This is a genomic window from Pseudomonas protegens, from assembly GCF_013407925.2.
Lineage (GTDB): Bacteria > Pseudomonadota > Gammaproteobacteria > Pseudomonadales > Pseudomonadaceae > Aquipseudomonas > Aquipseudomonas fluorescens_AP.
Genome location: NZ_CP060201.1, coordinates 4,131,624 through 4,143,734 on the forward strand (window position 1 = coordinate 4,131,624; position 12,111 = coordinate 4,143,734).

The window sequence follows — 12,111 nt, forward strand, 5'->3', positions numbered from 1 at the left end:
GCGTTGCCGAGTGCTGGCGGATCATCAGGATGCCACCTTCTTCAGCAGGTTTTCCAGGCGGTTGCCGGCAGCCCGGTGCTGGAGGATGGCAAAGGCCTTTTCCGCCACCAGACTGCCGCCTTCCAGCGGTGGCAGGCCACCGCTGTAGATGTTCGAGATCACCGTGTATTCGTAGCGAATGTCCGGGTTGCCGCTGAATTGCGCGGCGGCGCGGCGCGCCTGGTCGTCCGGCAAGCGGTAGCCCAGGTAGGCGGACATGCTGCGCGAGGCCAGGGCATCGCCGCCGGGACGCTCGCCGATCAGCACGATGATCAGTTGTGGTTGCAGGGCTTCGCCCACCGACTCCGCCAGCTTGACCCGGCCATAGGGCGCGAGGATCGGCTGGCCGATGCGCAGCTCGCGACTCTGCAGGCCATCCAGCAGCACCGGCAGCAGTTCGGGAATGTTGTGGTGGATGGCTTCGGCGCTAAGGCCATCTGAAATCACGATCTGCACGTCGTTGTATTCCGGTTGCAGGCGCCGCAGCACTTCCTCGGTCAGCCGTGCGCCCAGTTCCGGGTCTTGCAGGTGGGCCAGCTTGTCCGGGGCCGCGGTGCGCAGCTCGCGCAGGGCAATGGCGCCGATTTCGCTGGGGCGCAGGTCGACGTAGATCGCTTCCCGGGCCACCGCCAGGTTGGCCCGCACGGTGCGCGACACGCTGTTGGCCGGGCGCGGTCCGGCGTTGTCGAAGCCGTAGGTGGCCGGGGTGGATTCCAGCAGGCGCTGGAAGTCGATGTCCGACTTGCAGAAGATCCTCGGGTTGCCCCAGTTCGGCCCGCGTTCCACGTTGCCGTGGGCGTCCTCCTGGAAAATCCCCTTGCCCAGGGCCCAGCGCAGGTATTCCGGGGCCGGCGCCAGGTCGTGGACTTCGCGCAGGGTCTGATTGTCATGGGCGCTGGTGTCGAAGTAGGCGAGCATGCGGTCGGTGCTCAGGTACACGTCCATGAAGAAGTTAGCGCCGGCGGCGGTCAGCAGTTCGGTGGCCATCTGCTGGCCTTCCAGGGTCACCTGGGAGTGCAGGGTGTAGCAGGGCGCCATGCCCATGGGCAGCCCCAGCAGCTTGCCCATGAACTGGTCCTGCAGGCAGGAATAGGTCATCTCGAAGTTGTCGAGGTGGGTTTCCGGGCCGATGAAACCGGTGACGTTGTTCACCATGTACGGCCGATAGCGCCGGGCCAGCCCGTAGCACAGGGCTTCGCAGGTGGTCATGTCGATGCCTTCGTGCTTGCCGTAGGTCAGCTCGCTGCCCTGGCCGGTCTCGAAGTACATGAAGTTTTCCGCCACATCGCGCAGCGGGCCGCGCTCGGCCATGGTCTGCCAGGCCTGGTCCAGCAGTTGCACGGTGACGTCGAACTCGTCGGTCAGGGTGCGTTCGGTGCCGGCCAGGCTCTGGAACATGATCTCCACCGGTGCGCCCTGGTCGAGGCAGGCCAGTTGGGTCTTGATGTGGGAGAGCACGCAGATCTGCGTCGGCGCTCCGGTTTCCCTGCGCAATTTATCCAGGTGGTGCAGGGTGGCACTGATGTTGTCCACGGTGTCGATGGCCGGGTTGAGGCCGATCAACGCGTCCCCCGAGCCCATGCTCAGCCCGGTGTAGACCAGCAGGCTGATGCCGCTGAGGTTGTCGGTGGGATGGTTGGGCTGCAGCCGCGACGACAGGGTGCCGGGCAGGCCCACCAGGGTCCGGGCCTTGGCCGCCGCGCCGCTCTTGAGCTTTTTCGACAGCAGGATCAGTTCATGCACGTCCAGCAGCTTGGCCAGGGCCGCCGCCATGACCCCGGTCAGGGCCGTGCCGATGCGGCGTATTTCAGTGCCATGGCTGCGCAGCAGGCGATCTTTCAGGGCGCCCAGGGTCAGGTCGGCGATCTCGCCAAAGACGCTGTGGTCGATGTCGTAGTTGACTTGCATGACGCTGTCGATGCGCCCGTGGCGGTCGGTCAGCGGATGCTCGAAATAGTGCCCCAGGGTCAGCTCCGAGAGCACCTTGCGCGCCGCTTCGCGGGTGATCTCATCCGCGGCGGCCAGCCCCGCCACTCGGTCGCCGGCCTTGCTGATGTCGGCGGCGCCGAGCACCGCCTTGAGGCTGCTGAAGGCGATCTCGCGATCCAGCACCCGGGTGCTGTAGCCACGCTCGGCCGGGATGGCGGGAAGGCGGATGTGCTGCAGTGCGGTGAGTGACATGGCAAGAGGCTCCTTGGCCGGCATCGGCATCTAGTGCACGCCGTAAAAGGCGACGGGCACGATGTGCCGATGGGGGGTTCCCAGATTGATGAAGTGCGCCGAACGCTCGCGCACTTCATCGATGACGATCAGGTTGCAAGAACTGCGCCCCCAATCCGTGGCGTAGTTGCCCAGGACCTTGCCGACGTTGCTTTCCAGCAGCAGTACCAGTGGCCACTGCGGGGCGGGTCGTGCCTGCTCCAGGGCGCGGGCCAGGCGTGCGCCCAACTGTCGGATGTCTTCCAGGCGTGGCGCCTGAGCGTTGTCGAGCAATTGCAGGCACGCGCCGTCGCGACTGCTCAGTGCCAGGGCCAGTGCGTCGTCCAGTTGCTGCTCGGTGGCATCCATGGGCAGCCGGGCGACGATGGGCAGATCCTTGAGGGGCAGCACCTCGGGCTGTGGCAGAAACAGGGTGCTGCCGGAGATTTCGGTGTTGTGCAGGGTCAGGCCGTAGACCGTGGCCCGGCCGCGGTTTTCCGGCAGCAGACGACCGGCGTCGCGCACCAGCCGCGGGTGACGGGCAATCGCCAGGGCCAGATCGATGCCCAGGTCGCCGTAATGGGTGGTGCCCGGAATGGGCTCGCCTTGCAGGTGGCGATAGAGCAGTTCGCCCACGCCACCGGAAAAAGTCAGGGCCGGGGCGGCCTTGTGATCGGGGAGGATCAGCGGCAGTTGCTCGGTCAACTGGCCCAGCGGGCTGGCAAAGAACGAGCGATCACCTTCGGCAATGGCGACCAGGGCGTCGACGTACCAGTCGATCACTGCGTCCAGCTCCGCACGGTCGAGGACTTGTCCAGAGCTCTTGTGGATTGCCAGGTGATCGAGCAGTGCCTGACCGAACTCCGAGACGCCGCTGAGGCGATAACTGCCCGGCTCGAACTGCAAGTGCCGGGCTCCGATGAAATGACAGCCGCTGGCCAGCACATTGCCGTCCTGGCCCCAGGCGGCATTGGTGGTGCCGCCGCCGATATCCAGGTTGAGCAGCGGTTGTTGTGGATAAAAGCGGCTCAGGGTCGAACAACTGCCCATGAACGCCAGCCAGGACTCCAGCCCGCCATCGTCGGCGCGGGAGATCAGCACGTTACCGATCAGTTGCTCCACCCGGCGTGTCAGGGCCTGGGCGTTGTGCCGCCGCGCCGCCAGGCCGGTAATGATCACACCTGCGGAAAACAGCTGTTCCGGGCGCACGCCGGCTTGCTCAAGCCAGCATTGGATCAGGCCCTGGATGGCCGCTTCATCGATGATCCGGTCCTTGAACGGGGTAAACACCGGCTCGCCGCGAAACAGCACCCGGGGCTCGTTGAGGGCCATGCGTCCGGTGACGCAATGGCTGCTCAGGCTGGCCTGGGCAATCAGCGCGCTGCTGGTGGTGGAGCCGAAATCCAGCCCCAGCAGCAATACCGATGTGCCGCCCGTGATGGCTTGCATGCAGGCGTTCCTCGCCGCGCCGGAGTCAGGCGGTGGCCTTCTGGCCCGCAGGTTCTGGGGTTTCCAGCGCAGTGCCGCCCAGGTACTCGCCCGGGGCGATGATCCCCGCAGCCCGATCCTGGGCTTCCAGTTGCAGCGCCTTGGGCACCGACAGCCAGTAGGCCAGGCCGACGGCGACGAAACCGGCGCTGATCTTGCCGATCAGCACCGGCAGGATGATGGTCGGCTGGAAGTTGGCGGTGAACGACAGGTGGTCCCCCAGGAGGAAGGCGGCGCAGACGCCGAAGGCGATGTTCACCACCTTGTCCTTGGGCGGCATGAGGCGCACCAGGCGGAACATGGCTAGGATGTTGGCGATGGTCGCCAGCATGCCGGCACTGCCCACGGCGCTGAGGCCGATCTTGCCGCCGAGGTTTTCCAGAGGCTTGCCCAGGTATTTGCGCAGCAGGTAGACCATGGGGAAGGCGCCGGCCAGCATGATGCCGATGTAGCCGGCGGTTTCCAGGGCGCGGGTCTGGTCCTGGGCGTCGGCGATGATCGGGTGGAAGCCCCAACTGCCGAACACCGCGGAGAAGGCCCCGGTGAAGTACTCGACGATGGAGAACACCAGCACCAGCTTGATCGCTGCGTCCATGGCCCGGCCGAAGATGATGAAACCCTTGATCATCATGTCCGGCAAAAAGCGCAGGCCCAGGGCCAGGGCGACGACGAAGATCAGGATCGGCAGCAAGTTGGCGAAGATGCTGCCCAGGCCCAGGGCCAGTTGGTAGCTGGCTTCACCGTTGGTGCTCACCAGTTCGCGTACCACCGGGTTGCTGAAGGCCAGGATCAGGCTGGCGATCATCACCCCGACGGGGATGGTGAGGATGCCGGACATGATCCCTAGGGCCATGTACTTGTGGTCGCGCTTGTCGAGCATCGCCAGGCCCATGGGGATCGAGAAGACGATGGTGGCGCCGCCCATGAAGCCGGTGATCAAGGCCATCACCAGGGCTTCCTTGCTCGCGGCCAGGGCCGAGGCCAGCTGATAGCCGCCCATGTCCGAGGCGATGATCATGGTCGCCGCCAGGGCCGGGTCGGCGCCCAGGGAATTGAAGAACGGTCCGAAGACGGTTTCGATGACCACGGTGAGATAGGGGATGGAAGCCATGATCCCCGCGGCCGGCACGAAGATGTAGCCGGTGGCGTGGATGCCTTCCATGAATTCTTTGCCCAGGCCCCGCTCGCTGTCGTAGATGGCGGCGAAGGCGCCGAGTACGGCGCAGAGCATGATGAGGTAGAGCACGTAGTTGCCGATCTGATCCATTGCGTTTGTCCCTTGTTATTGTTTTTCAAGCAGGGTCTGTGCACGACTGGTTTGGCGCAGAACTTCCGACAGCAGTGTCCCGTCCGGCAAGCCTTCGGCACCGGATCAGAGCAGGTGAACGGGCGCGGCGGGGCCGCGAAAAGGCCTCCCGGCGACCTGGGTCGCCGGGAGGATCGATCAGAAGAAGCCCAGAGGGTTGATGTCGTAGCTCACCAGCAGGTTCTTGGTCTGCTGGTAGTGGTCGAGCATCATCTTGTGGGTTTCACGGCCAACGCCGGACTTCTTGTAGCCACCGAACGCGGCGTGGGCCGGGTACAGGTGGTAGCAGTTGGTCCAGACGCGGCCGGCCTTGATCCCGCGGCCCATGCGGTAGGCGCGGTTGATGTCGCGGGTCCAGACCCCGGCGCCCAGGCCGAACTCGGTGTCGTTGGCAATCGCCAGGGCTTCGGCTTCGTCCTTGAAGGTGGTGACGCTGACCACCGGGCCGAAGATTTCTTCCTGGAACACGCGCATCTTGTTGGTGCCCTTGAGCAGGGTCGGCTGGATGTAGTAGCCGCTGGACAGGTCGCCTTCGAGTTTCTCCACCTTGCCGCCGGTGAGCAGCTGCGCGCCTTCGTTCTTGGCGATGTCGAGGTAGGAAAGGATCTTGTCGAACTGCTGCTCGGAAGCCTGGGCGCCGACCATGGTGTCGGTGTCCAGCGGGTCGCCGCGCTTGATCTGTTCGATCTTCTTCATCACCACTTGCATGAATTCGTCGTAGATCGACTCTTGCACCAGGGCGCGGGACGGGCAGGTGCAGACTTCACCCTGGTTGAAGAACGCCAGCACCAGGCCTTCGGCGGCCTTTTCGATGAACTTCGGTTCGGCCTGCATGATGTCTTCGAAGAAGATGTTCGGCGATTTGCCGCCCAGTTCCACGGTGGACGGAATGATGTTCTCGGCGGCGCATTTCATGATGTGCGAGCCCACCGGAGTCGAGCCGGTGAAGGCGATCTTGGCGATGCGCTTGCTGGTGGCCAGGGCCTCGCCGGCTTCGCGGCCGAAACCTTGCACCACGTTGAGCACGCCTGGCGGCAGCAGGTCGCCGATCACTTCCATCAGCACGGTGATGCCCAGCGGGGTCTGCTCGGCGGGCTTGAGCACCACGCAGTTGCCGGCGGCCAGGGCCGGGGCGAGTTTCCAGGCGGCCATCAGGATCGGGAAGTTCCACGGGATGATCTGCCCGACCACGCCCAGGGGTTCATGGATGTGGTAGGCCACGGTGTTGCCGTCGATTTCCGCGGCGCTGCCTTCCTGGGCCCGCAGGCAACCGGCGAAGTAGCGGAAGTGGTCGGCGGCCAGGGGAATGTCGGCGTTGAGGGTTTCGCGCACGGCCTTGCCGTTGTCCCAGGTTTCGGTGATGGCTAGCAGTTCCAGGTTTTGTTCGATGCGGTCGGCGATCTTCAGCAGGATCAGCGAGCGGGCCTGCACCGAGGTGGCGCCCCAGGCGTCGGCGGCGGCATGGGCGGCGTCCAGCGCCTTGTCGATGTCTTCGGCGGTGGAGCGGGGGAATTCGGCAATCGGCTGGCCATTGACCGGCGAAGTGTTGGTGAAGTACTGACCTTTGACCGGCGCGACGAATTCGCCGTTGATGTAGTTGCCGTACTTGCTCTTGAACGAAACGATAGCGCCTTCAGTACCGGGGTGTGCGTAACGCATGGTGGGTATCTCCTGGCTTTTATGCTTATGGGGGAGGGAGCGCTTTTGCGCATGTAAAGCGTAGAGCAAAGGTCGGGCCAGCGTGGTGGGAGCCATGTGCATCAAGGGTTTGCGGATGTTTCGATCAGGCGCCGGCACGGTGTTGTGACGGATCCGGTACAGGGGCAAGTGACAGTTTGTAACGTTATTGGCACAACCTGTGACCTGTGGGTCAGGCTGGCATTGCAATGGAGCAGCGGCTGGAGGATGCTGGTTCGCGTGTCGAATCTTGTCGGACAAGTCTGATGAGCATTCCTCCTTCGTAGTCGATTGCAGCCCGGCAGTGGCGACGGTATTTCGTCTGAGCGTGTCAGCGCAGCAGGAGAATAATAAGAAATGCACAGTAGTAATCACTTGAGCCGGCATGCCCAGCAGGTGCTCACCGTGGCCCAGGGCAAGGCCCATCTGCAGGGCCCGGGCAGCGATCCTTCTATCGCCCGTTCCTGGCTGCGTTGTCTTGAGGACTATCATCTGGATCCGGCCCAGGCCATGGCGCCCACGGTGCTGGAGCACGGGCGTCTGCTGGAGAGCCGCGAGCGATTGCAGGATGTGCTGCAGATTGCCGGAACCGAGATGACCAACCTGCATCAGCAATTGTCCGGCGCCGGGCATGCGGTGCTGTTGACCGATGCCCGGGGGGTGATCCTCAACTGCATCACCGCCCCCAGCGAGCGCAAGATCTTCGAGCGCGCGGGCCTCTGGCTCGGCGCCGACTGGAGCGAGGCGCGTGAGGGCACCAATGGCATCGGCACCTGCCTGGTGGAGCGCCAGTCGCTGACCATTCACCAGGACGAGCATTTTCGCGGCCGGCACACCGGCCTGACCTGTTCGGCGAGCCCGGTGTTCGATCCCCATGGCGAGTTGCTGGCGGTGCTGGATGTGTCCTCGGCGCGCCAGGATGTTTCCCGCCAGAGCCAGTTCCACACCATGGCGCTGGTCAACCTCTCGGCGAAGATGATCGAGAGCTGCTATTTCCTGCGTTATTTCGAGAACCAGTGGCTGTTGCGCTTTCATCTGCAGGCGGAGTCGGTGGGGTTGTTCAGCGAGGGCTTGCTGGCGTTCGACGGCGAAGGGCGAATCTGTGCGGTGAACCAGAGTGCCCTGAACTTGTTGGGGCACATTCGTGGCGGTTTGCTGGGCAAGCCGGTGGAGAGTTTTTTCGATTGCTCCCTGGATGAGTTGTTCAGTCGCGCCAGCATCAATGCCAGCGCCAGTTGGCCTTTGCGCACTCGGGATGGACGGCGCCTGTTCGCCTTGTTGCGCGGCCAGCCGCAGCCGGCTTCGGCGCCGGTGCTGCGCTCGCCGGTGGTCATTGCGCCGCCGCGCCCGGCTGGCATCTGCCTGGGGGATGACGGCCTGCAGAACGATTTTCGCCGGGCTTCGCGAGTCTTCGAGCGCGATGTGCCGCTGCTGATCAATGGCGAGACCGGCTCCGGCAAGGAGGCGTTTGCCAAGGCGGTGCACCAGGGCAGCGCCCGGGCGGACAAGGCGTTTGTCGCGCTCAACTGCGCGGCGATCCCGGAAAGCCTGATCGAGAGCGAATTGTTCGGTTATCGCGGTGGCAGTTTTACCGGGGCGCGCAAGGAAGGCATGCGCGGCAAGTTGCAACAGGCCGATGGCGGCACCCTGTTCCTCGATGAAATCGGCGATATGCCCCTGGCCTTGCAGACCCGCTTGCTGCGGGTGCTGGAGGATCGGCTGGTGGTGCCGATTGGCGGTGAGCCGCAGGCCGTCAACGTGCGCATCATCAGTGCCACTCACCGGGACCTGCTGGAGCGGGTGCGTGATGGCAGTTTTCGCGAGGACCTGTATTACCGGCTCAATGGCCTGGAGATCGCCTTGCCGGCTTTGCGTGATCGCAGCGACAAATCCCAGTTGCTGGACTTTCTCCTGGCCGAAGAGGCGGGCGAGCAGCCCGTGGTGCTGGACGAGGGCGCGCGTCAGGCCTTGCTGAGCTATTCATGGCCAGGCAACGTGCGCCAGCTGCGCAACGTGCTGCGGACCCTGGCGGCCTTGTGCGAGAACGGTCGCATTGCTCTGGAGGACCTGCCGCCGTTGATCCGCCACAGTCGCCCGGCACCGATCAGCGAACCGATTGCCGAGGTGCAGGAGCGGCCCCTGGACGATGCCGAGCGGGTGGCGTTGCTGGCAGCCCTGGAGCAGCAGCGCTGGCACATGACCCACACCGCCGAGCAACTGGGGGTCAGCCGCAACACTCTTTATAGAAAGCTGCGCAAGCACGGTATCGCGCGCTAAGCCCGGCCTGTGGCCGCTGGGACCGGGTTGCGCGACTGGTGCCGGCGCCGGCGAGGGCGGGCAACCTCCCGTTCAGCTAATGGGTGCGATTTGTAGCCCTCTAGGCTAACCTGCGCCGATGTTTTTCGAGGTCGACTATGCACATCCATATTCTCGGTATCTGCGGCACATTCATGGGGTCGATGGCGGTTCTGGCCAAAGAGCTGGGCCATCGCGTAACGGGCTCCGACGCCAACGTCTATCCGCCGATGAGCACCCAGTTGCAGGCCCAGGGCATCGAACTGACTCAAGGCTATGATCCTGCGCAACTGGACCCGGCGCCGGATCTGGTGGTGATCGGCAATGCCATGTCCCGGGGCAATCCGGCCGTGGAATATGTACTGAACAAGGGCCTGCCCTATGTGTCCGGCCCGCAATGGCTGGCGGACCATGTGCTGCAGGGGCGCTGGGTATTGGCAGTGGCCGGCACCCACGGCAAGACTACCACCAGCAGCATGCTGGCCTGGGTGCTGGAACATGCCGGCATGAGCCCGGGCTTCCTGATCGGCGGCGTGCCGCAGAACTTCGCGGTGTCGGCGCGCTTGGGCGGTACGCCGTTCTTCGTGATCGAGGCCGATGAATACGACAGCGCCTTCTTCGACAAACGCTCGAAGTTCGTCCATTACCGCCCGCGCACCGCGATCCTCAATAACCTTGAGTTCGATCATGCGGACATTTTTCCGGATCTGGCGGCCATCGAGCGGCAGTTCCATCATCTGGTGCGGACCATTCCCAGCGAAGGCCTGGTGATTCATCCCACCACCGAGCCGGCGTTGCAGCGGGTGATCGAGATGGGCTGCTGGACCCCGGTGCAGACCACCGGTGCCGGCGGCCAGTGGCAGGTCAAGTTGCTCAGCGCCGACGGTTCGGCCTTTGAAGTGATGTTCGAAGGCGTGAGCCAAGGCGTAGTGGAGTGGGAACTGACTGGCCAGCACAACGTGGCCAACGCCCTGGCAACCCTGGCCGCCGCGCGACATGTCGGCGTGGTGCCGTCCATGGGGATTGCCGGCCTGAGTGCGTTCAAGAGCGTGAAGCGGCGCATGGAGAAGGTCGCGCAAGTGCATGGCGTGACCATCTATGACGACTTCGCCCACCACCCGACGGCCATTGCCACCACCCTGGACGGCCTGCGCAAGCGGGTCGGCGATGTCCCGGTGATCGCCATCATCGAGCCGCGCTCCAATTCCATGAAGCTCGGCGCGCACCGTGATGGTCTGCCGGAAAGCGTCAGTCAGGCCGATCAGGTGATCTGGTACGCACCGGCCAACCTGGGCTGGGACCTGGCGGCCACGGCGGCCCTGTGTTCGGTGCCGTCGATTGTCAGTGATTCCCTGGAGGGCATCATCGAACGGGTGAAGAGCCAGGCCAAACCCGGCACCCAGGTGGTGATCATGAGTAACGGCGGCTTCGGCGGGCTGCACGGCAAACTGGCCGAGGCACTGCAATGAGCAACGGTCCGGAACGCATCACCCTGGCCATGACCGGCGCCTCTGGCGCCCAGTACGGCTTGCGCTTGCTCGATTGCCTGGTGCGTGAGGATCGGGAAGTGCACTTTCTGATCTCCAAGGCCGCGCAACTGGTCATGGCCACGGAAACCGATGTCAGCCTGCCACCCAAGCCGCAGTTGATGCAGGCTTTCCTCACCGAATACACCGGTGCGGCGGCGGGGCAGATCCGGGTTTACGGCAAGGAAGACTGGATGTCGCCGGTGGCCTCGGGCTCCGGCTCGCCGGCGGCGATGGTGGTGGTGCCCTGTTCCACCGGCACCTTGTCGGCGATTGCCACCGGTGCCTGCAACAACCTGATCGAACGTGCGGCGGATGTCACCCTCAAGGAGCGCCGGCAGTTGATCCTGGTGCCCCGCGAGGCACCGTACTCCAGCATTCATCTGGAGCACATGCTCAAGCTGTCCAACATGGGGGTGACCATCCTGCCAGCGTCGCCGGGCTTCTATCATCAGCCGCAGACCATCGATGACCTGGTGGATTTCGTGGTGGCGCGGATTCTCAATCTGCTGAACATTCCTCAGGACATGTTGCCGCGCTGGGGCGAGCATCATTTGAGCAGCGATGAATAAATCCCTGTTGATACTGCTGGCTGTCCTGCAACTGGCGGGCTGCGCCACGGTGCGGACCTTGAATGCCGCGCAACCGGGTGCGCCGGTGGTGTATTCGGGGACGCGTCTGGACCTGTATGCGATGCAGGGCGGTTGCTGCGCCATGGACCGCTTTGGCGCCGAGGCCCCGAGCTATCCCGGGGTGGATCTGCCGGCCAGCGCATTGCTCGATACCCTGTTGCTGCCGCTGTCGGTGCTGACGGTATTGGGGGTGGGGTTTCAGGCGACGGGCGGGTTGTAGTGCTTCGCCGGCAAGCCGGCTCCTACAGGTACGCGCAGGAGCGGCTTGCCGGCGAACGATTCATTTACCCAGCTTGCGCAGTTCGTCGGACTCGACGACCCGCGTGCCGCTCTGCTCTTCAAGCGCCAGGCGCCACATGGCCCGGGCCAGCTGACAGGCTTCGATGCCGCGGTATTTTCCGGGGATCAGTCGAGACAGCGGCCCGGCCAGCTGCTCGCCCAGGCGCGGTTCGATACGATCCCCCAACAGCAATGACGGCCGGCAAATGGTCAGTTGGGGCCAGCCCTGCTGTTTCAGGGCCTCTTCCATTTCACCTTTGACCCGGTTGTAGAAGATCGATGACTTGGGGTCGGCGCCCAGTGCACTGACCACTATCAGGTGGCGTGCCCCCAGCTCCCGGGCGCGCTTGCCGAACGCCACCACCAGATCCAGGTCCACCGCGCGAAAAGCCGCTTCGGAGCCTGCCTGCTTGATGGTGGTGCCCAGGCAGCAAAAGGCGATTTCCACCTTGCCGCTCAATTGCGGCAGGAACACCGCCGGATCGCCAACGGGGTTCTCCAGGCGTGGGTGTTCGCTGAGTGGGCGTCTGCTGGGCGCCAGGACGCGGACCACGGTGGGTTCGTTGAGCAGGCGATCGAGCAGTTGCTCTCCGGTCAGGCCTGAGGCGCCGGCGAGCAGGATGTGCTGAGGCGTCAAATACATGGTCATTCCCCCCTTGATACGGTTCCA

The 12,111-nt window shown here is 64.4% G+C and carries 9 protein-coding genes; 4 read left to right on the forward strand and 5 right to left on the reverse strand.

The features are described from left to right. Positions 1 to 24: 24 nt before the first annotated feature. The 4 genes from GGI48_RS19170 to GGI48_RS19185 form a co-directional block, all read right to left on the reverse strand. Positions 25 to 2,220 carry an ethanolamine ammonia-lyase gene (locus tag GGI48_RS19170; protein WP_179599580.1) on the reverse strand — a complete coding sequence of 732 codons (2,196 nt, stop codon included), beginning with the start codon at positions 2,218 to 2,220 and terminating at the stop codon, positions 25 to 27. Between the two features lie 30 nt (positions 2,221 to 2,250). Beyond that, a complete protein-coding gene (locus GGI48_RS19175; protein WP_179599582.1) occupies positions 2,251 to 3,687 on the reverse strand; it encodes an ethanolamine ammonia-lyase reactivating factor EutA in 1,437 nt (478 codons plus the stop codon). A gap of 25 nt (positions 3,688 to 3,712) precedes the next feature. After that, entirely contained in the window at positions 3,713 to 4,993 is a 1,281-nt protein-coding gene (gene eutH / locus GGI48_RS19180; RefSeq protein WP_047306244.1) for an ethanolamine utilization protein EutH, read from the reverse strand. Between the two features lie 177 nt (positions 4,994 to 5,170). Then, positions 5,171 to 6,691 (reverse strand): aldehyde dehydrogenase family protein, encoded by a 1,521-nt coding sequence (locus GGI48_RS19185; protein WP_016966091.1) that lies wholly within the window; start codon positions 6,689 to 6,691, stop codon positions 5,171 to 5,173. Positions 6,692 to 7,066: 375 nt separating this feature from the next. Here GGI48_RS19185 and GGI48_RS19190 point away from each other — a divergent pair, with 375 nt between their 5' ends. The 4 genes from GGI48_RS19190 (at position 7,067) to GGI48_RS19205 (ending at position 11,382) form a co-directional block, all read left to right on the forward strand. Then, the gene (locus tag GGI48_RS19190) at positions 7,067 to 8,986 is read left to right on the forward strand and encodes a sigma-54-dependent Fis family transcriptional regulator (RefSeq protein WP_179599584.1); all 1,920 of its coding nucleotides are present in this window, start codon (positions 7,067 to 7,069) and stop codon (positions 8,984 to 8,986) included. Between the two features lie 137 nt (positions 8,987 to 9,123). Then, on the forward strand, positions 9,124 to 10,473 hold the full coding sequence (mpl, locus tag GGI48_RS19195) for a UDP-N-acetylmuramate:L-alanyl-gamma-D-glutamyl-meso-diaminopimelate ligase (RefSeq protein ID WP_179599586.1): 1,350 nt from the start codon (positions 9,124 to 9,126) through the stop codon (positions 10,471 to 10,473). Next, a complete protein-coding gene (gene ubiX / locus GGI48_RS19200) occupies positions 10,470 to 11,102 on the forward strand; it encodes a flavin prenyltransferase UbiX (protein ID WP_016966094.1) in 633 nt (210 codons plus the stop codon). Before mpl ends, ubiX begins: the two co-directional genes overlap by 4 nt. Beyond that, positions 11,095 to 11,382, forward strand: a complete 288-nt coding sequence (locus tag GGI48_RS19205) for a YceK/YidQ family lipoprotein (RefSeq protein WP_016966095.1) — start codon at positions 11,095 to 11,097, stop codon at positions 11,380 to 11,382. Before ubiX ends, GGI48_RS19205 begins: the two co-directional genes overlap by 8 nt. Before the next feature lie 60 nt (positions 11,383 to 11,442). Here GGI48_RS19205 and GGI48_RS19210 read toward each other — a convergent pair whose 3' ends face one another. Further along, entirely contained in the window at positions 11,443 to 12,084 is a 642-nt protein-coding gene (locus GGI48_RS19210) for an oxidoreductase (RefSeq protein WP_042941631.1), read from the reverse strand. Between the last annotated feature and the right edge of the window lie 27 nt (positions 12,085 to 12,111).

Excerpts from the sequence above, each read along its gene's own strand:
- GGI48_RS19175 (WP_179599582.1), bottom strand. The coding sequence starts at position 3,687 with ATGCAAGCCATCACGGGCGGCACATCGGTATTGCTGCTGGGGCTGGAT.
- GGI48_RS19210 (WP_042941631.1), bottom strand. The coding sequence starts at position 12,084 with ATGTATTTGACGCCTCAGCACATCCTGCTCGCCGGCGCCTCAGGCCTG.
- eutH (WP_047306244.1), bottom strand. The coding sequence starts at position 4,993 with ATGGATCAGATCGGCAACTACGTGCTCTACCTCATCATGCTCTGCGCC.
- GGI48_RS19185 (WP_016966091.1), bottom strand. The coding sequence starts at position 6,691 with ATGCGTTACGCACACCCCGGTACTGAAGGCGCTATCGTTTCGTTCAAG.
- GGI48_RS19170 (WP_179599580.1), bottom strand. The coding sequence starts at position 2,220 with ATGTCACTCACCGCACTGCAGCACATCCGCCTTCCCGCCATCCCGGCC.
- GGI48_RS19205 (WP_016966095.1), top strand. The coding sequence starts at position 11,095 with ATGAATAAATCCCTGTTGATACTGCTGGCTGTCCTGCAACTGGCGGGC.
- mpl (WP_179599586.1), top strand. The coding sequence starts at position 9,124 with ATGCACATCCATATTCTCGGTATCTGCGGCACATTCATGGGGTCGATG.
- GGI48_RS19190 (WP_179599584.1), top strand. The coding sequence starts at position 7,067 with ATGCACAGTAGTAATCACTTGAGCCGGCATGCCCAGCAGGTGCTCACC.
- ubiX (WP_016966094.1), top strand. The coding sequence starts at position 10,470 with ATGAGCAACGGTCCGGAACGCATCACCCTGGCCATGACCGGCGCCTCT.